Source organism: Roseovarius sp. B-10, from assembly GCF_056859295.1.
Map to the genome: position 1 here is coordinate 231,656 of NZ_JBSXOE010000038.1, position 21,242 is coordinate 252,897.

Consider the following 21,242-nt stretch of genomic DNA (forward strand, 5'->3'; position numbering starts at 1 on the left):
CGCTCGCCTAGCGCGGATCGCGCGTTGGTGCAAATGGCAAGACGAACGGATAAACCTTAACAATACGGGAAAGATTTGCTATCACTTGACAAAACAAAGACCGAGGCAGGTCGAGAACGAGCAGTGACAGGGTCCGAGATCCGGTAAACGGACAGGATGGCCCCAATCGGACAGACTGGCGGCGCGTCATCCCGGCGATGCGTTGCGGCATTCTGGACATGTCAAGGCCGCGTATCCTGCCTCCCCTGAGCGAGGTGGGTAGGACATGGTTGCAGGTGTAGAACTCCCGATTGATCGCAAGGCCTCCGACATGGAGATGGCCGAGACCATCTTCGGCGACGGGGTCACGATCCTCAGCGCGAATTACACCGGGGACCGTGATTCTTCGGGCATCTACACCGATGGCAACGCGATCTCTCCGGGCGTGGTGCCGGGTGATACGGGCGTGATGTTCTCGACCGGCGACTTGCGCGGTTTCACCAACAACAACCCGTTCCAGTCCAACGAGTCGAGCAGCACCACGACCAGCTCCAGCGGCCCCAACGGCGTGAGCGATTTCAACGCCGCCGCAGGCACGTTCACCTATGACGCGTCCTATCTCGACGTGACCTTCGTGCCCACCGGTAACGTGATGACGATGCAGTTTGTCTTTGCCTCGGAGGAATACCCCGAATTCGCATCGAGCGCGTTCCAGGATTTCTTTGGGGTCTGGGTCAATGGCGATCTGGTGCCGCTGTCTCTGGGGAATGGCGATATCGACCCGGGCAACATTAACGGAGGTACCAACGGGAACCTTTTCCAGGACAACGTCTCCGACCAGTTCAACACCGAGATGGACGGGGTCACGCTCACCCTCTCGCTAACCATCCCCGTCAATGCGGGCGTGGAGAACGATATCCGCATCGGCATCGCCGATGTTGCTGACAGCAGCTACGACTCCACCGTGCTGATCGCCGCCAACAGCGTGCAGACCGCGCTGGTGGCGCAGGATGACAGCGCCACGCTCTTTCCCGACGGTAGCCGCGTCATCGACGTGCTGGGCAATGATGTCAACGACACGGGCGGCACGCTGACGATCACCCATCTCAATGGGCAGGCGGTGGCGGCAGGTGACGTGGTGACGCTGTCCTCGGGGCAGCAAATCCAGCTCAACGCCGACGGCACGGTAACGGCGATCGGCGATGGCGACACCGAGCAGTTTACCTTTACCTACGGGGTGGAGAGCAGCACCGGACCGTCCGATACCGGGTTTGTCACGGTCGATTCGGTGCCTTGCTTCGTCGCCGGAACGCGCATCCGCACGCCAGAGGGCGATGTGCCGGTTGAGGAATTGCAGCCCGGCGATCTGGTGCTCACCCGCGACCAAGGGGCGCAGCCACTGCGTTGGACCGGCAGCCGGACAGTGGCGGCGACGGGCGCGTTCGCGCCGATCCGCATCGCCGCAGACACGTTCGGACGGCATGACGAGACGTGGCTTTCGCCGCTGCACAGGGTGCTGGTGCGCGATGCGCTGGCCGAGCTTTTGTTTGGTGAGAGCGAGGTGCTGGTTGCGGCGCGCGACCTGGTCAACGACCGAACGGTGCGTCGCGTCGCGGGGGGCGAGGTCACCTATGTTCACCTTATGTTCGACCGGCATCAGGTGATCTGGTCGGGCGGACTCGCTACCGAGAGTTTCCTGCCGGGGCCGCAGACGGCGCAGTGTTTCGAGGCCGGCATCGTCGCCGAGATATGCGCGCTCTTTCCCGAGATCGACCCGGCGACCGGGGCGGGCTACAGCCCGGCAGCGCGGCGCACGCTGCGGCCCTTCGAGGCGCGACTTCTGTTGCATCCGGGGCAGGCGGCCTGAGATGGGCTGGATCGCGCTGACCGGTCGCGATGGCGGGCAATTTGCCCCCCGCGGGATCGGCGGCACGGGGCGTCAGGGGCCGCAAACCGCCGATCCGACCGCGCTGCTGCCGCGAGGCACGCTGCTTCTGGAGACACGCCCCGCGATCGGTCGGCGGCCGCAGACGCTCTTGTCCTTCGGGCGCACGCATCCGTGGAACGGTGGCTTCTCGCTGCAACTCTTGCCATCGGGCGGCGTGGCGCTTGTCGAGACGCAGGAGCGCGACGTCCGCCACGCCATCCTGCCGTTCCGGCCCGATGACCGCAGCGACAGCCTGCGCATCAGCTATAGCTGGGATGCCCCGGGGCGTTGGGGGCGGCTGTCGCTGGAACGGCCCGGGATCATCGGGGTGCGCAGCATCACCGTGCCGCCACCGCATCCCATGCCGCTAGCCGACCTGCGCATGGCGTTCACCGACCCACGGCAGCGGCATCTTGACCCGGAAGTTATCTTTGCCGCGCTCTCCGATGAGGTCGAGCCGGTCGGGCCGATGCCGGGGCTTGTGGGCGAGGTGCCTGTGCGCACCCCGGGGGGATATGTCGAAGCGGGACGGCTGCGGCGTGGCGATTGCGTGCGCGGCACCGGCGGGGCGGTGGTGCCGGTGCTGCACCGGCTGTCGCGCAGCGTGCCGTCAGCGGGCAGTTTTCGCCCCGTGCGGCTGCGTGCGCCCTATTTCGGTCTGCGTGCCGATATCGTGGTTGCGCCGCACCAGAGGCTGGTGATCGGCGGCTCGGACGTGGAATATCTCTTCGGCTCGGAGGCGGTGCTGGTCGCGGCCTGTCACCTCGTCAACGGATCGGCTGCCGTTCATGCAGAGGCGGGGCCGCTCACCTGCTATCACGGGCTGGTGCTGCCGGAACACGAGGAGATCCAGGCCGCGGGCGCGCGCACCGAAAGCCTGTACCTGGAGCGGATACGGCGCAAGCCGGAGATCGTGTCGATGAGCCTTCTGTCTGGGCTCAACCGCGCGCGCCTGCCCGAGCATTCGCGCCCGCTCTGGCCGGTTTTGAAGTCATACGAGGCGACTGCGCTGGCGATGACGCGCGCGGCGTGACGGGGGTTAGACGTCGTCGGAGGCGAACTCCTACGGGTGTGGATTTGGCCTGGCGCGGACCTTCTCGTTAGCCGCGCATTGGCACCGAGACCTGAATGTTCGCGTTAGACCACAACTGATCTGGTGTCGACTTTTCCCCCTCGAGCCGCGCATGATCTGATCAGAGCGCGGCCCGTCCGGCGAGTCGCCTGTCAAGCAGACGCATGACATGGGCGAGGCAGGAGGTCGTGCCGGGGCCAGTGAGGCCGCTGGCCGCGCGGGCGAGCGTGCAGTCACCCGCGTCGCGCGCGACGCCTGAGAGGAACTGCGCGGCATAGGCCAGCGCCGCATCGTCGGGCTTGCCGCCGAGCAGGTCGCGAATCTGGTCGAGGTCGTCGCGATAGGCGAGCGGGTCTGGAGCGATGCGATCAGGTGCGAGTGCGCGCAGCCCCGGCGTGCCGTGATCTGGCGGTAGATGCGGCAGGATTTCGGCCTGAAACAGATCAAGGCGGTCGAGCGGCTTGGCGAGGAACCCGTCCGCCCCCGACTCCCGCGCGGCCTCGGCCATGCCGGGTGTGCCGCTCATCGCCAGAATCGTGCCGATCCGCGGCCTAGCCTGTGCAAGCGAAGCCACGAGACCCAACCCCGACCCGTCAGGCAACCCGGCATCGACGAGGATGACCGAGGGGCGGTAGACCTGCAGGTGGCGCCACGCCGCACCGAGGCTGTCGGCGCGGCGGATGCGCGCGCCGCTGCGCAGGCACATGATCCGCAGCGCCTCGGATGCGAAGCGGCTGTCCTCCACCACGAGGACGGTCATGCCCAGAAGCGGGCGCGCGGTGCCCTGTGCGGGGCGGCGGGCGAGACTGTCGCGATCGCGCATGCTTGTGATCCCTTCTTGCTCCGTTTGCCGGAAGCATGGCCCGGCATTGGTGAACGTGCGGTTAATGGGCGGCTGCGGCGGCTCGTCCGCTTGCCAGCCGCGCCTATCATCCCCATAACGTGCCCCAGCCCCGGGACCACAGGAGAGCCAGGAAATGATCGGACGTCTCAACCATGTCGCCATCGCCGTGCCCGACCTCGAGGCCGCGAGCGCGCAGTACCGCGATGCGCTGGGTGCCAATGTCGGCGCGCCGCAGGACGAGCCCGATCACGGCGTGACGGTTGTGTTCATCGAATTGCCTAACACCAAGATCGAGCTTCTTTATCCGCTGGGCGAGGACAGCCCGATCCAGGGCTTCCTCGACAAGAATCCCGCGGGCGGCATCCACCATGTCTGCTACGAGGTCGAGGACATCCTCGCCGCGCGCGACCAGCTCAAGGCCAGCGGTTTGCGAGTGCTGGGCGATGGTGAACCGAAGATCGGTGCCCACGGCAAGCCGGTGCTGTTCCTGCATCCCAAGGACATGAACGGCACGCTGACCGAGTTGGAGCAGGTCTGATGGGTATTACCTCGGCCATCGTGCTCTACGTGGTGATCTGGTTTCTGACCTTCTTTGTCGTGCTCCCGGTCCGCATCCAGACGCAGGGCGATCTGGGCCGCATCGTGCCCGGCACGCAGGCCGGATCGCCCGAGCATCATCACCTGAAGAAAAAGGCGTGGATCACCACCGGCATTGCCGCGATCCTGTGGGCGATTTGTGCATACGTGATCCTGTCGGGGATGATATCGGTGCGCGATATCGACTTGTTCAACCGGATGGGCCCGCCTTCCGCCGGATAGCGTGGTAGATATGGGTAAAGGTGGCGGCCCCGAGGATCGGGATCAGCAGATTCACCACCGGCACCGAGAGCGGCATCGCCATCAGCACCCCCGCCGCCCAGATCGTCAGCCGGTTTTTCTTGCGAAGGCGGATCGCGGCGACGCGCCCTTCGCGGCGCATGGCGGCAAGGGTGAAATACTCCATCCCCAGCAAGTAGCCGTTGAGCCCCCAGAAGATGAACACCGCGAAGGGCGTGAAGATCGCGTAGAGGATCAGCGCCAGCGTGTTGGCGAGGATGATGACCCCGAGGAAATTGACGGTGTCCTTGAGCCCCTCGCTGAAAGAGGCGCCCGCCACCGGTGGCAGGCCGGGATAGTGGCGGTCCTCCACCGCCGCGGCCACCTCGTCGAGAAACATCGAGGTGATCGCCGAGGCCACCGGCACCATCAGGAACACAGACAGCACCATCATAAGGAACAACGACGCCCCGCTCAGCAGGTCGCCCAGCCATGTCACCTCGCCGATCACGGGCAGCACGGCAGTATCGCCCACCATCCCCTGAATGAGCCATATGACGGCGGCATAGGCGGCGATCAGCACCGCGAGGGTGAGCCCTATCCCCAGAAGCAGCACCCGGCGGAAGCGTCGGTCGCCGATCTGGCCAAGTGTCTTGAGAAAGGCGGTGAAGATCATGCGTCCATCCAGGTGGTGAGGGCGTTGGCGTCGGGGCGCGGGCGTTCGGGCGGGGCAGCGGTTTCAGTGCCGATGTGGATGAAGCCGACGATCCGTTCCTCAAGCTCAAGCCCGAGTGCTTCGCGGGCAAAGGTAGTATCGTGGATGGCCCAGCCGGTGAGCCAGTTGGCCCCCCAGCCCGCCGCGAGCGCCGCGTTCAGCAGCCCGTAGGCCACGCAGGCGGCGGAATGGCCCTGTTCGACGGCGGGCACCTTGTCGGAGGGCTTGGGCGAGAAGATCACTGCTACGGCGAGATGCGCGTCGGCGAATTGAGCGCGCTGTTTGTCGATCTCGGCCGTACTCCTCCCGAGCCGCTTGCCGCAGCCCTCCACGAGCCTGGCAAGGCGCTCAAGCGCCGCGCGTTCTAGCACGATGAGCCGCCACGGCTCGAGCTTGCCATGGTCGGGGCAGCGCAGCGCCATTTCGAGCAGCGGTCGCAGGGTTGTGCGATCCGGTGCCGGCAGGCCGAGCGTCTTGGCCGGATGCGAGCGGCGGGTGCGCAGGAAGTCCAGAGCGGCGGTATCGGGGGCGGGCATCGGTTATCTCTCCGGTCGGGGTGCAGCGGTTACCGGCAAGATGTCGACAACCGGGCGCGCGTGGTCAACCCCTTGCTTGCGCGCCGCACGCCGCCTGCTAGTCTCCGGCGGCCCCCGCAACCGGAGTATCTGTATCATGCCCGAACCCCGCCTCGCCGTGCGCGCCGTGATCGTCGAGGACGGGCGGCTATTGTTGGTCAACGCCTTCAGAGATGCCACGAGCGCCCTGTGGTGCGCACCCGGCGGCGGGGTCGAGCCCCATGCCTCGCTGCCCGAGAACCTGATCCGCGAGGTTCACGAGGAAACGGGATTGGTGATCGCGGTGGGTGCGCCTTGCCTCGTCAACGAGTTCCACGCGCCCGAGAGCGGCTTTCACCAGGTGGAGGTGTTCTTTCGCTGCCGTCTCGTCAGCGGGGCGCTCCGTGACGACTGGTGCGACCCCGAGGGCGTGGTGAGCCGTCGGTCCTGGGTCACGCGCGAGGAGATGGCGGCGCTTCGGGTCAAGCCCGACAGCCTTGCGCGGGTCGCCTTTGCACGGGGGATGGGCTACGATCCTTTGGAACGCCTCGTCAACCCCTGAGCCGCAGCACCGAAACCGCCACGCCGCCCAGCACCAGTGCGCTGGCGAGCAGGGTTTGCAGTCCCATACTCTCTCCGAGGAAAATCATGCCACCCGCCACAGCGATCACCGGCACCGTCAGTTGCGCCACCGCGGCGACCGCCGAGTCGAGCCCCGGCAACACGCGATACCACAGCGCGTAGCCGAGGCCGGACGTGACCGCCCCCGACAGGATGGCGAGCGCTATGCCCTCGGTGCCTGCATGCGTGCCGGACCCGCCCGCGGGCAGGGCGAAACCCACGACAAGCCCCAGCGGCGCGGCGAGGATGAAATTGGCCGCCGTGGCCTGAAGCGCATCGGGTTCGCGCCGTCCGGCCAGCGAGTAGAGGCCCCAGCCGACGCCCGCGGCGGCCATCGACAGGCCGTGCAGCACGCTGACCTGCGGTCCCGCTCCGGGCCAGAGCAGCCAGATAAGGCCTGCAAAGGCCAGCGCCGCCCCGATCCAGCGGCGTGTCGGCGTGGCCTCGCCCGCGACGAGGCCGCCCGCGAACATGGTGATCTGCACCACGCCGAACAGGATGAGTGCGCCGAGCCCTGCATCGAGCGCGGTATAGGCAGCGGAGAACCCGTAGATATAGACGAGGAGCGCCAGCACGCCGATCGCCCGCCCCGCCCCGCCAAGCCTCAGCCCGCCGCGCAGGGCGATGCCCAACCCCCCTAGCATCACTGCCCCTGCGATGAGCCGGATTGTGCCGAAGCTTGCCGCGTCAATGCTGCCGCCGGCAAGCGCCATGCGGTTCAGGACCGAATTGGCGGCGAAGGCGATCATGGTGAGCGAGGTCAGAAGGAAAAGGCGCATGGCTCCCCATAGCGCGCCGCGCGGCGGACGTATAGTCACGGATGGGTGTCCGGGCAACGGGGGCGCGCCGGGCTGTCTTGACCTCTGCGGGGCCGCCCCGCACTGTGCGCTCCAAAGCCACCTTACAGGATTGTCATGACCCCCGAGGAAATTGCCCGCCTGCCGTATCGCCGCTGTGTCGGTGTCATGCTCGCCAACCGCGCGGGTGAAGTCTTTGTCGGGCAGCGCATCGACAACGATTCCCCCGCTTGGCAGATGCCGCAGGGAGGTATCGACGCGGGCGAGACGACGCGCGACGCGGCGCTGCGCGAGCTGTGGGAGGAAGCCGGCGTGACGCCCGATAAGGTGTGTATAGAGGCCGAGACCGCGGACTGGCTGCGCTATGACCTGCCCCACGATCTGGTTCCGCGGATCTGGAAGGGGCGCTTTCGCGGGCAGGAACAGAAATGGCTGCTCATGCGGTTTCTGGGGGAGGACGCGGATGTGAACATCGCCACCGAACACCCGGAATTTTCCGAGTGGCGCTGGCTGCCGCCCGAGGACCTGCTGACGCATATCGTGCCGTTCAAGCACGCGGTCTATGCCGCCGTACTCGACGAATTCTCTGACAGGCTCTGAACCGTGCGCCGATTCTGCAATCTGCAATGTCGGAATCGGCTTGTTGCGTGCCGGTCCATGCCTATACTTGCTTCCTAACGCGAGAGGGTCCGACCTGCGCCGGTTATCAGGTGCGGCTTGAGGAGCGGGCCACGGGACAGGGGGCAGGCCGCCATGGAAAGCGCCGCAGGGTTCTTGCCGATCATCGCGGCGCTGCCGTTTCTGGGCGCGCTGCTTCCGGGGTTGATGATACAGGCGGGGCGCAACACCTGCACCGCCTTCACCGCCGCGCCGACCATTCTCGCGCTCACGCTACTCATGCTCTGTGTGCCATCGGTGATGCGCGGCGAGGTGCTGACCTTTGGCATCGACTGGCTGCCGTCGCTCGGCCTCAACGTGAATTTCATGCTCGACGGGCTGGGGCTCCTGTTTGCCGGGATGATCCTCGGGATCGGGCTTCTCATCATCCTCTACGCGCGGTTCTACCTGTCGCGCGAGGATCCGATGGGGCAGTTCTTTACTTACCTGCTGCTATTCCAGGGCGCGATGGTGGGAATCGTTCTCAGCGACAACATCCTGCTTTTGCTGGTGTTCTGGGAGCTGACGTCGCTCTCGTCCTTCCTGCTCATCGGCTACTGGAAGCACCTGCCCGAGGGGCGGCAGGGCGCGCGTATGGCGCTCGTGGTGACGGGGCTTGGCGGGCTGGCGATGATCGCGGGGATGCTGATCCTCGGCAATATCGTCGGAAGCTATGACCTGAGCGTAATCCTGACGCAGAAGGACGCCATTCAGGCGAGCCCGATGTACCTGCCCGCGCTGATCCTGATCCTGCTGGGCTGCTTCACCAAGTCGGCGCAGTTCCCGTTCCACTTCTGGCTGCCGCACGCCATGGCCGCGCCGACGCCGGTCTCGGCCTATCTGCACTCAGCCACGATGGTGAAGGCGGGGCTGTTCTTGATGGCGAGGATGTGGCCGGTGCTGGCGGGGACGCCGGAATGGTTCTGGATCGTGGCCTCGACAGGTCTGATCACGATGGTGATCGGTGCCAAGATCGCGCTCTTCAAGGACGATCTCAAGGCGCTTCTGGCCTTCTCCACGGTCAGTCATCTCGGCCTCATCACCATGCTTTTGGGGTTGGGGACCAAGGCGGCGGCGGTGGTGGCGATGTTCCACATCATCAACCACGCGACCTTCAAGGCCGCGCTCTTCATGACCGCGGGGATCGTCGATCACGAGGCGCATACCCGCGACATCAAGCGGCTGGGTGGGCTGCGGCACCTGATGCCGATCACCTTCACCATCGCCACGGTGGCGGCGCTGTCTATGGCGGGCATCCCACCACTCAACGGGTTCCTCTCCAAGGAAATGATGCTCGAGGAGGTGGCCCATACGTACTGGATTGGTCCGGCGTGGATGATGGGGGCGGTGGCCACGCTCGGCGCGTTGTTCTCGGTGGCCTACTCGTTTCGCTACATAGCGCACGTGTTCCTTGGGCGCAGGCGGCACGATTATCCGGCGCCTCCCCATGATCCCGGCTTCGGCATGTGGGCCGCGCCCGCGTTTCTGACAGTGCTGGTGATCCTCATCGGTTTCATGCCGATGACATTCGCAGGCGATCTGGTAAAGATCAGCGCTCAGGCGGTTACGCAGGCGGACCCACACGTCAAGATATATCACTGGCACGGGTTGGTGCCCGCCTTCTGGATGTCAGTGATCGCGGTCGCTGGCGGTGCGGTGCTGCTGGCGCTGCACGCACCTCTTATGCGGATGTGGAACGCCACCCCACGCCCCGAAGCCAAGACCATGTTCGACGCCGTGACCCGTACGGTGACGCGGGCGAGCACGGCACTTACCGACGGGGTGCACGACGGTAGCCTGATGCGCAACGCCGTCGTGTTCTCGATAGTGGTGCCGGTGCTGGGCTGGTTCGCCTGGCAGGCCGGCGGAATGGCACCGCCCACGCGCGAGCCGTTGCCGGTGGCGCTGGTGCCGGCAGTGGGCTGGGTGCTCCTGCTGGTGGCGACCGCGCTGCTGGTGGTCTATCATCGCGCCCGCTTTACGGCACTGGTGCTCCTGGGGATCGTGGGGCTGATGGTGTCGCTGAGTTTCGTCTATTTCTCGGCCCCTGACCTCGCGCTTACGCAGATTTCGGTAGAGGTGGTAACCATTATCCTGCTGTTGCTGGCGCTCAACTTCCTACCGCGCGAGACCCCCGCCGAGAGCCACCCTGCACGGCGGCTGCGCGATGGGGCGGTCGCGGTGATGGGCGGTGTGGCCGTGACCGGGCTCACCTATGCGATCCTTGTGCGTGATTTCGCCTTCGAGAGCATCTCGGCCTTTCACCTCGCTAATTCCTACAAGGGCGGCGGTGGCACCAACGTCGTCAACGTTATCCTCGTGGATTTCCGCGGCTACGACACGTTCGGCGAGATCATCGTGTTGGGCATCGCGGCGCTGATCATCTTCGCGCTGACCGACACGGTGCTGCGCGGCGAGGGCGGGCGCTGGCTGGCGAACTGGGGCCCGGACACCAACCCCGAGGGGCAGGCGGGCGACCGCCACCCGCTGATGATGGTGGTGGCAACCCGCGTAATGATGCCCATCGCGCTGATGGTGGGGGCTTACATCTTCCTGCGCGGGCATAACGAGCCGGGCGGCGGCTTCATCGCCGGGCTGATCGTGGCCATCGCGTTTCTCATGCAATACATGGCCTCGGGCTATGGCTGGGCGGAGGCGCGGCAGCGCGTGACGTATCACGCCACCATCGGCCTTGGTGTGCTGATCGCAGCGCTGACCGGTGTCGGTGCGTGGCTCGCCGGGCGGCCATTCCTGACCTCGGATTACGGCTATTTGCATTACCCGCCCATAGAGGAATTCGAATGGGCTACGGCGATGGCCTTCGACCTGGGCGTGTTCCTCACGGTGGTGGGGGCCGTGATGCTCGCGCTTCAGAGCCTGTCGAGCATGGCGCGGCGCACCGGCGAGACTGTCAACGTCTTGCCGATGGACGTCGACCCGGCACGCGAAGAGACCGGCGAGAGCGGCGGGGGGGGCTGATATGGAATTGCTCATGGCAACGACCATCGGGGTCCTGACGGCGGCGGGGCTGTATCTCGTGCTCCGGCTCAGGACCTTTCCGGTGATCATCGGACTGTCGCTCCTGACCTACGCTGTCAATCTCTTCCTGTTCGCGACCGGGCGGCTTATCGTCGATGCACCGCCTATCCTGCGCAAGGGTGTCGAGACCTATACCGATCCGCTGCCGCAGGCATTGGTGCTAACCGCCATTGTGATCTCCTTCGGAATGACGGCCGTGGTGGTGATACTGGCGCTGGGGGCCTACCTGTCGTCGCGCTCGGACGATGTGAGCCTGCCCCCCGAGGATGAGAGCCGGGAGGGCGAGGCATGAGCCACTGGATCATCGCGCCCGTGGTTCTGCCGGCGATCATGGCGGCGATATTGACACTGGCGATGCGGCATCATCCGACGCTGCAACGGGTGTTCTCGGTAGCGAGTTGCGTAGCGCTCCTGGCCATCGCGCTGGCGCTGGCCGTGACGGCCGCAAGGGGCGGCATCAGTGTCTACGAATTGGGCGACTGGCCAGCGCCCTTCGGGATCGTGCTGGTGCTCGACCGGCTGTCGGCGATGATGGTGCTGCTGACGGCGGTGCTGGCTCTCGTCGTGCTGCTCTACGCCATCGGGACGGGCTGGGATCAGCGGGGGCGCAATTTCCACGCACTGTGGCAGTTTCAGCTCATGGGAATCTGTGGCGCGTTCCTTACCGGCGACGCGTTCAACCTCTTCGTATTCTTCGAGGTGCTGCTCATCGCCTCTTACGGGCTGATGATCCACGCGGGCGGCGCGCGCAGGCTCAAGGCAGGGGTGCAATACGTCATCTACAACCTGCTGGGCTCGACGCTGTTTTTGTTCGCGCTTGGCACGCTCTATGCCGTGACTGGTACGCTCAACATGGCCGATCTCGCGGTGCGCGCGGTTGAAATCCCTGTCGAGGACAGCGCGCTGTTGCGGGTCGGTGCGATGTTGCTGTTCCTCGTCTTCGCGATCAAGGCGGCGCTGTTGCCGCTGCATTTCTGGCTCCCCAACACCTATGCTGAGGCGCCCGCGCCGGTGGCCGCGCTCTTTGCCATCATGACCAAGATCGGCGCCTACGCGATCCTGCGCTTCTACACGCTGATTTTTGGCCCTGATCTCGACGTCACCGCCAACCTGATTGACGACGTGTTGCTTTATGGCGCACTTCTCACCCTGGCGGCGGGGATGATCGGCATTCTCGGGGCTAGGCGACTGGGGCGGCTGGCGGCCTTTGCCTCGATCGGGTCGATGGGAACACTGTTGATCGCGGTGGCGGTATTCACACCGCAATCGACGGCAGCGGCGCTTTACTACGCGATCCATTCGACACTGGGCGGGGCGCTCCTGTTTGTCGTTGTTGATCTGGTGCGCGAGCGGCGCGGCGTGCTGGCGGGGGCGCTGATGCCGGGGCCGCGGATGGCGCAGCACGGGATGCTGGCCGCGCTGTGGTTCGGCGCAGCGATCGCCGTGGCGGGGCTGCCGCCGTTTTCGGGCTTCGTCGGCAAGTTGCAGATCCTGGATGCTACCCGCCACATGGCAGATGTCTGGCTGATCTGGGGCGCGGTACTGGCTACCTCGCTGGTGGCCGTGCTGGGTTTTGCGCAAGCGGGCAGCGTCGTGTTCTGGAAGGTGAACGGGAGCGAACCGGAAGCGTATCCCGCGCCGCAACCGGCGCTGCCGCTGGTCGCGGCCTTCGGACTACTGGCCGGGATCGTGGCGCTTTCGGTATTCGCGGGGCCGGTGATGGGCTATCTGGAGGCGACGGCGGCGCAGTTGCACGCGCCCGCCGTCTATATCGAAGCCGTTCTGGGACAGGGCTGAGGGAGGAGAGATGATGCTGCGCAAGATCCTGCCCCATCCGTTCCTGACGTTGCTGCTGATCGTGGTCTGGCAGATGCTGGTCAACAAGGTAACGTTGGGGAACCTCGTACTCGGTGCGATCCTCGGGCTGATCATCCCGCTCGTAACCGCGCCCTACTGGCCCAACCGGCCCAAGCTTCGCAGCCTGCCGCGGATCGTGGAGTACATCTTCATCGCGCTCTGGGATATCTGCGTGGCCAATGTGCAGGTGGCCTATGTGATCCTGTTCAAGTCCAACGCCAACACGCATCCCGCCTGGATTTCCATTCCGCTCGAGCTGCGCTCGCCTGAGGCGATTACAGTGCTGGCGGGCACCATCACCATGACGCCTGGCACCGTGTCGAGCGACGTGGCGGCGGACGGGCGCAGCCTGTTGGTGCATTGCCTCGACGCGCCCGATCCCGATTCCGTGCGCGACGGTATCAAGGCGCGCTACGAGACCCGGCTGAAGGAGATATTCGAATGATCGGATACGCGCTGACCTTCGCTTTCACCTGTTTCGGCCTCGCCCTGCTGCTCAATATCTATCGGGTCGTGCGCGCGCCCACCAAGGGTGACCGCATCCTCGCGCTCGACACGATGGTGATCAACGCCATCGCGCTGCTGGCGCTCTTTGGCATCCTCGAGGGCACGACGATGTATTTCGAGGCGTCGATGATCATCGCCATGACCGGCTTCATTTCCACAGTGTCCTACACGCGCTTCCTGCTGCGCGGGGACATCATCGAATAGGGAGGGTGCGATGCTCGTCGAGATATTGATATCGGTCTGTCTGGTCATCAGCGGCATCTTCGGACTGGTGGGTTCCTTCGGACTCATCAAGCTGCCCGACCCGATGATGCGGTTGCACGCACCCACCAAGGCCACGACGCTGGGGGTGGGAGGAGCGCTGATCGCGTCCATGCTGTATTTCTATTTCGTGGTCGGACAGTTCTCGTTTCATGAGCTGATGATCACGCTGTTCCTGTTCCTGACCGCGCCGATCACCGGGCATTTCGTGGCCAAGACGCATCTGCACCTTACCCGCAAGCCCGGTGACCTGCCGCCCACTGCTACTGACCGGCCCTGGGCCAGCTACGAGAGTGACGCCGAGCGCGCACGGATCGAGGCGGCGGCAGAGGGCGAAACGGCGGGATAGCCGAGGCGGGCTTTTCTCCGCGCCGGGGCCAGAGACCGAACGGTAGCTCAAGGCCAAAATCATCCCAGCCGCCGCTCCGTCTCCCTGTCAAAGACATGCATGTTTTCAGGCGGGATCGACAATCGCAGTGTCTCGCCCCCGTGGCCTGCGCGGTGCACCCCCGGGAGGCTTGCTGTAAAGCTCTGGCCATTTGCGAGCTTGCCATGCAGAAGCGTGTTGGCCCCGAGCGGCTCGGCGAGCAACACCTCCATGGTGATCGGGCCGCCAGGGTCGGGCGAGAGGTGCTCGGGGCGCAGCCCGAGCATCACGGGGCCATGCGCACCGGTCGGGTTGGGTAGGACCATGTCGCCCAGGTGCAACCCTTCCTCGCGCCCCTCGGCCTCGACGACATTCATCGACGGGCTGCCGATGAACTGCGCGGCAAAGAGGCTCTCGGGTCGCTCGTAGACGTCGAGCGGCGTGCCTATCTGCTCGGCGCGGCCCTCGTTCATCACGATCATCCGGTCGGCCATGGTCATCGCCTCGACCTGATCGTGGGTGACGTAAAGCGCGGTGATCCCCAGCTTGGCCTGCAACTCGCGAATCTCCAGCCGCATCTGCACCCGCAGCTTGGCGTCCAGATTCGACAGCGGCTCGTCGAACAGAAACACCTTGGGTTCGCGCACGATGGCGCGGCCCATGGCGACGCGCTGCCGCTGCCCGCCCGAGAGCTGCCGGGGCTTGCGGTCCAAGAGATCCGTCAGTTGTAGCAACTCAGCCGCGTCTCGCACCTTGGCGGCGATCTCCGCCTTGGGAAGTCCCTTGATGCGAAGGCCGTAGCCCATGTTCTGAGCCACGCTCATATGCGGATAGAGCGCGTAGTTCTGAAACACCATCGCGATGTCACGGTCCATCGGCTCACGCTCGTTGGCGCGGGTGCCATTGATGCGCAATTCTCCGTCGCTGATCGTTTCCAGCCCCGCGACCATGCGCAACAATGTGGATTTGCCACAGCCCGAGGGGCCGACGATGACGATGAATTCGCCATCGGCCACATCGACACTCACACCCTTGATCACCTCCGTGGCGCCAAAGCGTTTCTTGATATCGTCCAGTTCTACGGTTGCCATGTCGCCTATTTCTCGCTGTCCACGAGGCCGCGGATAAAGAGTTTCTGCATCGAGATAACCACCACCACCGGCGGGACCATCGCGAGGATCGAGGTGGCCATGATCACCGGCCAGTCGGCCACGTCGTCACCTGACGGGAACATCTGCTTGATGCCCATGACGATGGTGTTCATCGACGGATCGGTGGTGATTAGCAGCGGCCAGAGATACTGGTTCCAGCCATAGATGAAGAGGATCACGAAGAGTGCTGCGATATTGGTGCGGCTCATCGGCAGGAGGATATCCCAGAAGAACCGCATCGGGCGCGCGCCGTCCACGCGGGCGGCCTCGGCCAATTCGTCCGGCACGGTGAGAAAGAACTGCCGGAAAAGGAACGTCGCGGTGGCCGAGGCGATGAGGGGAAAGATCAGGCCCGAATAACTGTTGAGCATGCCGAACCCCGCGATCACCTCGTAGGTGGGTACGATCCGCACCTCGACGGGCAGCATCAGCGTGATGAAGATGAGCCAGAAGAAGAAGTTGCGCCCCGGAAAACGGAAATAGACGATGGCAAATGCCGACAGAAGCGAGATGATGATCTTGCCCACGGCGATCCCCACCGCCATGATCAGCGAATTGCCCAGCATCACCGCAACCGGCACATTTACACCGGAAAAGAGCGCGGCCGTGTAGTTCTCAAGGAACTTGTCGCCGGGCCAGACAGGCATCGGTGGCTGCACGATCTCGGGTTGGCTGACGGTGGAGGCGACGAAGGCCAGCCAGATCGGGAAGAAGATCACGAGGACGCCGGCGATCATGGCCACATGCGTGAGCCAGAGGCCCATGCCGCGCTTTTCCACCATGCCCGTGATCTCGGTCGCCATCAGTAATGCACCCGCTTTTCGATGTATTTGAATTGCAGCACCGTGAGCAGCCCCACCACAATAAGCAGGATCACCGATTGTGCGGCGCTTGATCCCAGGTCCTGCCCCACGAACCCGTCGGAAAAAACCTTGTAGACAAGGATCGTCGTGGCCTGTTGCGGGCCACCCGAGGTGATCGTGTGTATGACTCCGAAAGTCTCGAAGAAGGCATAGACGATATTCACTACCAGCAGGAAGAAGGTGGTGGGCGACAGCAGTGGCAACACGATAGTGAAGAACCGCCGCCAGAACCGCGCGCCGTCGATGGCGGCGGCCTCGATGATCGAACGGGGCACCGCTTGCAGGGCTGCGAAGAAGAACAGGAAATTGTAGCTGATGCGCCCCCAGGCCGAGGCGACGACGACGAGCCCCATTGCCTCGCCCTCATTGAGCACATGATTCCAGTCATAGCCCAGCTGCCCCAGATACCATGCTATGACACCCACGCGCGTGTTGAACATGAAGAGCCAAAGCACCCCTGCGACCGCCGGGGCCACGGCATAGGGCCAGATCAGCAGTGTGCGGTAGACGCTCGCCGATTTCACCAGCCGGTCGGCCATGACCGCCAGAAACAGCGCCGGGATCATCGCCGCGAGCGTCACCAGCGTCGAGAAGATCGCGGTCGTGACAAAGGAGGCGCGGTAATAGGGGTCGCCCAGCAGGTATTCAAAATTCTCCAGGCCGACGAATTGCGACGAGAGGCCGAACGGGTCGGGGATGAACAGCGATTGCCACACCGCCTGTCCGGCGGGATAGAAGAAGAACACCGCAGAGATGAACACTTGCGGCGCGATCAGGCAGAGCGGCAGAAGCCAGCCCTTGAAGGTGACACGTTTTTCCATGCTTGGCGGCCCGGGGGGCCGGTTGCCCGGCCCCCGCGATCTTTAGTTGCTGGCGCGCTCGAAACGGCGCAGGAGCTGGTTGCCGCGCTCGACCGCGGAGTCCAGCGCCGCCCGCGCGTCCTTGTCGCCTGACCAGACGGCCTCGAGTTCTTCGTCGATAATGCCGCGGATTTGGTCAAAGGAGCCGAGTCGCAGGCCCTTGGAATTGGCCGTGGGGGCCTTTGCGGTCATTTGCTTCACTGCCACGTCGGTGCCGGGGTTCTCCTGGTAGAAGCCCTGTTCGCGGGTCAGCTCGCCCGCCGCCGTGGTGATCGGCAGATAGCCCGTGTCTTGGTGCCATTTGGCCTGGATTTCGGGCGACGACAGGAAGTTGAGAAATGCCGCGGCGGCCTTGTACTCGGCGGGCTCATGCCCTTCCATCACCCAGAGCGAGGCCCCGCCGATGATGGTGTTCTGCGGCGCGCTTTCGACGCCGTCCCAATAGGGCAGCGGGCGCACGTCGAAGTCGAACTGTGCCTCGGATTTGATGCCCGCATAACCTGCCGAGCTTTCGGTGAAGAGCGCGCATTCGCCGGCGCGGAAATTGGCCCCGCCCTCGTTGCGGCGACCGGCATAGATGAACTTGCCCTCATCGGCCCATTCGCCCATCTGCGCGATATGCTGCACCTGCACCGGGCTGTTGAAGGCAAGCTCGGTGTCGAGCCCGGCAAAGCCGTTATCCTTCGTTGCGAATGGCACATCGTGGTAGGCCGAGAGGTTCTCCAGGTGAATCCAGCTCTGCCATGCGGTGGTGAGGGGGCAGGAATGCCCCGCCTCGGCCAGTTGATCCAGAACCGCGTCTACATTCTGCCAAGTGCTCAGGTCGGTATCGGGGTCGATGCCCGCACCCTGCAGCGCATCGCGGTTGACCCACAGGACCGGGGTGGACGAGTTGAACGGCAGCGACAGCATCTGCCCGTCGGTGGTGGTGTAATAGCCCTTGACCGAGCCGATGTAGGCGTCGGGGTCGAAGTCCGCGCCTGCCTCGTCCATCACCTCGTAGACCGGCTTGATCGCGCCCTCGGCCCCCATCATCGTGGCTGTTCCCACCTCGAACACCATCAAGATATGCGGCTGCTCGCCCGCGCGGAAGGCGGCGATCCCGGCATTGAGCGTCTCGGAGTAATTGCCCTTGTGCGTGGCGTTGACGCTGTATTCGCCCTGGCTCTCGTTGAAGGTCTCGACCTGTTCGGCCACAAGCTCACCCAGCCGCCCGGTAAAGGCGTGCCAGAACTGGATTTCGGTCTGGGCCGTCGCGGCAAGCGGCGACAGCGCGGTGGTGGCGGCCAGAAGCGCGCCAAATGCCGTTTTCTGCATGGTATCCTCTCCCATAAGACGAGCGCGGCCAAACATCCCCTGTCGACCGCGGCGATCACGCAAGCTCTACGCTACACGGAAATTGACATAATACAACCGTGCAATTATACGCTTTAATATAATATCATATTATTGTTACAAGCCCGCTGCGATCCTACCCTCACGCCATTTCACCGCCGGAGCTGCCCATGTCCGCCCGCCTGCGCCTGCGTCAACTCGAAGCGCTCGAACGTGTCGCCGTCACCGGCTCGATGACCCGCGCGGCCGAGGTACTCGGCATATCGCAGCCCGCCGTGAGCCGGCTGCTGGCCGATCTCGCGGCGGAGACGGGGTTGGCGCTCGTGGAGCGGCGCGACGGGCGGCTGGTGCCGACACAGGAGGCGCGGTTCCTGCTGCCCGATATCCACCGCGTGCTGGAAACGCTCGACCGGATCGGCGAACTGAGCCGCAGCCTTAACGACCGCAAGGCCGGACACCTTCGACTTGCCTGCCTGCCGGGGTTTTCGACCTCGCACCTGCCCGATGTGCTGGCGCGGTTCATCGCCGACCGGCCCGGCGTCACGCTGACGGTGGAGCCTGACCGCCCCGAGCGCATTCTCGAATGGATCGTCGGCGAACAGTTCCATTGCGGCATCACCGACGGATTCGAAGGGCACCCGGCGGTCGAGGCCGAGATCGTGCCGGTGCGCACCGTCTGCATCCTGCCGCCCGGTCACCCACTGGCCGAACGCGAAGAGATCGGCCCCGCCGACCTCTCAGGGGAGCGGATGATCCACACCCGGCGCGACAGCGCGTTCTTTCGCGCGCTGGAGGAGGCGTTTCTCGGGGCGGGGGTGACGATGACGCCGATCCTGGAAATACGCCAGTTCACTGCCGCCTGCGAGCTGGTGCTGCGCGGTGCGGGTGTTTCGGTGGTAAGCGCGCTCGACGCCGAGGGCTATGCCGCGCGCGGCCTCGTCCACCGCCCTTTCGTGCCGGAGGTGCCGCACCGGCTCGCGCTGGTCCGGCCGGTGCACGGGGCGCCGTCGCTCCTGACGCTGGAATTCATGGACGCCTTTCGCGAGAGCCTTCGCCCGTTCGAGGCGCGTCCCGACGCATAGGCAGCACGTGGGTCACGGGGCCGGTGAGCACCGCGAGCGCCTCGGTGCGCATCAGCCCGGTGAGCGCCGGGTCGTCGCAGGACAGCCCACCGTTACAGGTGCCGTAGGCGGGCAGGATCACCCGGTCACCGTCGATGAGAAAAGCCGGGCGGCTGATCGATTGACCGCGCAAGCTCAGCCGCATCTTGGGGTGGTAATGGCCCGATACCTCGCCCGCTTGGCCGCGTCGGGCGATGTGGCGAAAGGTGAGGGGGGGATTGGGTAATTCGGCCAAATGCGCGCCGCCGAGATCGACCGGGCCGGGATCGTGATTGCCCTCGATCCAGACCCAGCGGCGGCCGGCCTGCAGGCGTGTGACCCACAGCTTTTCCGCCTCGGGCAGGGCATCCGCGGCCTGGGTGTCGTCGAAGCTGTCGCCAAGGCAGATGACCGTGCCCGCCCCGGTGCGACGCAGGTCGGATTCGAGCCGGGTCAGGGTATCGCGCGTCTCGTAGGGCGGCAGCGGCGGCTCGCCTGCCCGCGCCCGGCGCAGCGTCTTGCCCAGGTGCAGGTCGGAGACGCAAAGCAGATTGCGCGCCTCCCAGTAGAGCGCGCCCGAGGGCAGCGCGATCAGGGTTGCGCCCGCGAGGGTGAAGGCATGGCCGTCCATGCCCCTTTGTTGGCCGCTAGCGCAGCGATTGGCAAGAGCGCCGGCTGCGGCCCGCCGATGCGGGCCGTCACGCGGGGGAGGGGCGCTCCTGAACGAAATGCGGATGGATCACCGGCATAGTGGTGACCGACAGCATGGCGGCGGCCAGGAACATCGCGGACGTGCCGACGCTGTCGGCCATCGCCCCCGCCGTTGCCGGTCCGAGCACGCTCCCCCCGGCGACGGCGATCAGCGCGGCGGTGAAGCTACGGGCCGGCATCTGCGGAAACAGCCGCTCCGACCAGAAGGCCAGGACGCCGCTCATCATCATCACGTATGCGCCCTGCAAGCCCGCGGACAGCACGACGCCCGCCCAGGACGTCGGCACCAGGGCCATGAGGCCGAACGACAGCGCCGAGGCCATCAGAAGGCTCCGCAGCAGGGCCGACAGGCCGATGGCTCCCTTGATCCGCCCGGTCGCCAGCCCGATCAGGCCGACCGACCCGAAGCACAGGAACAGGATCGCGGGCGATGTGCCGGACGGAAGCAGCGGCAGGCCGCCGGATTGCTCGATCCGGTCGGCTGCGAAGGAGAAATAGATCGCCGTGGTCGTGCCGAAGGAGAAGGCGATGGCGTAGAGCGGCATGGCTTTTCGGTGCAGCAGCGTGCCCCAGGGCTGGCGTGGCCTGCTTGCCCCGAGCGGGTCGGCGGGCGCGCGCAGGGCCGCGATATTGCCCAGCCCCGCGATCGCACCGGCGATGGCAAAGGTGGCCCAGGCGGCCTGCCACGGCAGGCCGGTCAGGTTCGTGGCGAGTGCGGTGGCCCCTGCGGCGGCGATGCCGAGACTGGTGCCCGTGCTGATGACCGCGAGGGCCGAGGGCCGCGCGTCATCGGGCAGGCGGCGGTTGACGATGCTGTTGAACGGGGACCATGCGAAGCCCGCGCTCGTCATCGCCAGAACGATGCCGAGGATCAGGACCGGCAGGCTCGGGGCCCCTGCCACCAGCCCGGTGCCGGCGGTGGCGAGGCCGAGGCCCAGCAGCACCGGCGCGCGCGGCCCGACACGCGCGAGAGTCGCGTAAGACGCGAGCAGGCCCAGCAGCATGCCGAGGAATCCGAGGCTGGAAATCAGCCCCGCCATCCCCGTGGAGAGTGCGAAATCGGCACGGAATTCGGACAGGAACAGCCCGAACCCCATCCGTGCGGGGCCATAGGTGATCGCGGTCGCGGCGAAGCCTGCGACGGAGAGTTTCCAGAACGGTGCCATTGCACGCCTTTGCCGGGGTAATGCGGCCTTTGGCCAAAGGTCG

The 21,242-nt window shown here is 65.4% G+C and carries 23 protein-coding genes; 13 read left to right on the forward strand and 10 right to left on the reverse strand.

The window, feature by feature from the left end:
- Positions 1-265: 265 nt before the first annotated feature.
- Together AC13D8_RS15920 and AC13D8_RS15925 are read left to right on the forward strand one after the other, a co-directional pair.
- Complete coding sequence (locus AC13D8_RS15920; protein WP_482969644.1) at positions 266-1,846, forward strand: Hint domain-containing protein; 1,581 nt, start codon at positions 266-268, stop codon at positions 1,844-1,846.
- 1 nt (position 1,847) lies between these two features.
- Positions 1,848-2,939 carry a Hint domain-containing protein gene (locus AC13D8_RS15925; RefSeq protein WP_482969645.1) on the forward strand — a complete coding sequence of 364 codons (1,092 nt, stop codon included), beginning with the start codon at positions 1,848-1,850 and terminating at the stop codon, positions 2,937-2,939.
- A 160-nt stretch (positions 2,940-3,099) separates the two neighbouring features.
- Here the strand turns inward: AC13D8_RS15925 and AC13D8_RS15930 are convergent, their stop codons facing one another.
- Positions 3,100-3,801 carry a response regulator gene (locus AC13D8_RS15930; RefSeq protein ID WP_482969646.1) on the reverse strand — a complete coding sequence of 234 codons (702 nt, stop codon included), beginning with the start codon at positions 3,799-3,801 and terminating at the stop codon, positions 3,100-3,102.
- Between the two features lie 154 nt (positions 3,802-3,955).
- Between AC13D8_RS15930 and mce the strand changes: the two genes are divergently transcribed.
- On the forward strand, positions 3,956-4,360 hold the full coding sequence (gene mce, locus AC13D8_RS15935) for a methylmalonyl-CoA epimerase (protein ID WP_129432987.1): 405 nt from the start codon (positions 3,956-3,958) through the stop codon (positions 4,358-4,360).
- Positions 4,360-4,641: a DUF1467 family protein gene (locus tag AC13D8_RS15940; protein ID WP_104019883.1), complete on the forward strand. Its 282-nt coding sequence runs from the start codon at positions 4,360-4,362 to the stop codon at positions 4,639-4,641. The genes mce and AC13D8_RS15940 overlap by 1 nt, the downstream gene beginning before the upstream one ends.
- Here AC13D8_RS15940 and AC13D8_RS15945 read toward each other — a convergent pair.
- Together AC13D8_RS15945 and AC13D8_RS15950 are read right to left on the reverse strand one after the other, a co-directional pair.
- A complete protein-coding gene (locus AC13D8_RS15945) occupies positions 4,610-5,314 on the reverse strand; it encodes an EI24 domain-containing protein (RefSeq protein WP_482969647.1) in 705 nt (234 codons plus the stop codon). The two genes, AC13D8_RS15940 and AC13D8_RS15945, sit on opposite strands and share 32 nt — an antisense overlap.
- Entirely contained in the window at positions 5,311-5,889 is a 579-nt protein-coding gene (locus AC13D8_RS15950) for a nitroreductase family protein (RefSeq protein ID WP_482969648.1), read from the reverse strand. Before AC13D8_RS15950 ends, AC13D8_RS15945 begins: the two co-directional genes overlap by 4 nt.
- Before the next feature lie 136 nt (positions 5,890-6,025).
- Here AC13D8_RS15950 and AC13D8_RS15955 point away from each other — a divergent pair, with 136 nt between their 5' ends.
- Positions 6,026-6,469: an NUDIX domain-containing protein gene (locus tag AC13D8_RS15955; RefSeq protein ID WP_482969649.1), complete on the forward strand. Its 444-nt coding sequence runs from the start codon at positions 6,026-6,028 to the stop codon at positions 6,467-6,469.
- Here the strand turns inward: AC13D8_RS15955 and AC13D8_RS15960 are convergent.
- Positions 6,459-7,307, reverse strand: coding sequence for a DMT family transporter (locus AC13D8_RS15960; protein ID WP_482969650.1), 849 nt, complete (start codon positions 7,305-7,307; stop codon positions 6,459-6,461). The genes AC13D8_RS15955 and AC13D8_RS15960 overlap by 11 nt on opposite strands.
- A gap of 135 nt (positions 7,308-7,442) precedes the next feature.
- Here AC13D8_RS15960 and AC13D8_RS15965 point away from each other — a divergent pair, with 135 nt between their 5' ends.
- From AC13D8_RS15965 to AC13D8_RS15995, 7 genes are all read left to right on the forward strand, one after another.
- A complete protein-coding gene (locus tag AC13D8_RS15965; protein WP_482969651.1) occupies positions 7,443-7,925 on the forward strand; it encodes an RNA pyrophosphohydrolase in 483 nt (160 codons plus the stop codon).
- A gap of 153 nt (positions 7,926-8,078) precedes the next feature.
- Complete coding sequence (locus tag AC13D8_RS15970) at positions 8,079-10,961, forward strand: monovalent cation/H+ antiporter subunit A (protein WP_482969652.1); 2,883 nt, start codon at positions 8,079-8,081, stop codon at positions 10,959-10,961.
- Position 10,962: 1 nt separating this feature from the next.
- The gene (locus AC13D8_RS15975; RefSeq protein ID WP_482969653.1) at positions 10,963-11,313 is read left to right on the forward strand and encodes a Na+/H+ antiporter subunit C; all 351 of its coding nucleotides are present in this window, start codon (positions 10,963-10,965) and stop codon (positions 11,311-11,313) included.
- Complete coding sequence (locus tag AC13D8_RS15980) at positions 11,310-12,818, forward strand: monovalent cation/H+ antiporter subunit D (protein ID WP_482969654.1); 1,509 nt, start codon at positions 11,310-11,312, stop codon at positions 12,816-12,818. Before AC13D8_RS15975 ends, AC13D8_RS15980 begins: the two co-directional genes overlap by 4 nt.
- Positions 12,819-12,831: 13 nt before the next feature.
- Positions 12,832-13,323 carry a Na+/H+ antiporter subunit E gene (locus tag AC13D8_RS15985; protein WP_129432972.1) on the forward strand — a complete coding sequence of 164 codons (492 nt, stop codon included), beginning with the start codon at positions 12,832-12,834 and terminating at the stop codon, positions 13,321-13,323.
- On the forward strand, positions 13,320-13,589 hold the full coding sequence (locus AC13D8_RS15990; protein WP_482969655.1) for a K+/H+ antiporter subunit F: 270 nt from the start codon (positions 13,320-13,322) through the stop codon (positions 13,587-13,589). The genes AC13D8_RS15985 and AC13D8_RS15990 overlap by 4 nt, the downstream gene beginning before the upstream one ends.
- Positions 13,590-13,599: 10 nt before the next feature.
- Positions 13,600-13,995 (forward strand): Na+/H+ antiporter subunit G, encoded by a 396-nt coding sequence (locus tag AC13D8_RS15995; protein ID WP_482969656.1) that lies wholly within the window; start codon positions 13,600-13,602, stop codon positions 13,993-13,995.
- 59 nt (positions 13,996-14,054) lie between these two features.
- Here AC13D8_RS15995 and AC13D8_RS16000 read toward each other — a convergent pair whose 3' ends face one another.
- The 4 genes from AC13D8_RS16000 to ugpB are packed head-to-tail and all read right to left on the reverse strand — an operon-like array spanning position 14,055 to position 18,204.
- Complete coding sequence (locus AC13D8_RS16000) at positions 14,055-15,104, reverse strand: ABC transporter ATP-binding protein (RefSeq protein WP_482969657.1); 1,050 nt, start codon at positions 15,102-15,104, stop codon at positions 14,055-14,057.
- Between the two features lie 5 nt (positions 15,105-15,109).
- Positions 15,110-15,946: a sn-glycerol-3-phosphate ABC transporter permease UgpE gene (gene ugpE, locus AC13D8_RS16005; RefSeq protein ID WP_482969687.1), complete on the reverse strand. Its 837-nt coding sequence runs from the start codon at positions 15,944-15,946 to the stop codon at positions 15,110-15,112.
- Positions 15,947-15,966: 20 nt separating this feature from the next.
- The gene (gene ugpA / locus AC13D8_RS16010; RefSeq protein ID WP_129432968.1) at positions 15,967-16,848 is read right to left on the reverse strand and encodes a sn-glycerol-3-phosphate ABC transporter permease UgpA; all 882 of its coding nucleotides are present in this window, start codon (positions 16,846-16,848) and stop codon (positions 15,967-15,969) included.
- 42 nt (positions 16,849-16,890) lie between these two features.
- Complete coding sequence (gene ugpB / locus AC13D8_RS16015) at positions 16,891-18,204, reverse strand: sn-glycerol-3-phosphate ABC transporter substrate-binding protein UgpB (protein ID WP_482969658.1); 1,314 nt, start codon at positions 18,202-18,204, stop codon at positions 16,891-16,893.
- A gap of 188 nt (positions 18,205-18,392) precedes the next feature.
- Here ugpB and AC13D8_RS16020 point away from each other — a divergent pair, with 188 nt between their 5' ends.
- Entirely contained in the window at positions 18,393-19,304 is a 912-nt protein-coding gene (locus AC13D8_RS16020; protein WP_482969659.1) for a LysR substrate-binding domain-containing protein, read from the forward strand.
- Here AC13D8_RS16020 and pdeM read toward each other — a convergent pair.
- Together pdeM and AC13D8_RS16030 are read right to left on the reverse strand one after the other, a co-directional pair.
- Complete coding sequence (gene pdeM / locus AC13D8_RS16025) at positions 19,249-19,953, reverse strand: ligase-associated DNA damage response endonuclease PdeM (protein ID WP_482969660.1); 705 nt, start codon at positions 19,951-19,953, stop codon at positions 19,249-19,251. The genes AC13D8_RS16020 and pdeM overlap by 56 nt on opposite strands.
- Before the next feature lie 67 nt (positions 19,954-20,020).
- Positions 20,021-21,199, reverse strand: coding sequence for an MFS transporter (locus AC13D8_RS16030; RefSeq protein ID WP_482969661.1), 1,179 nt, complete (start codon positions 21,197-21,199; stop codon positions 20,021-20,023).
- Positions 21,200-21,242 lie beyond the last annotated feature (43 nt).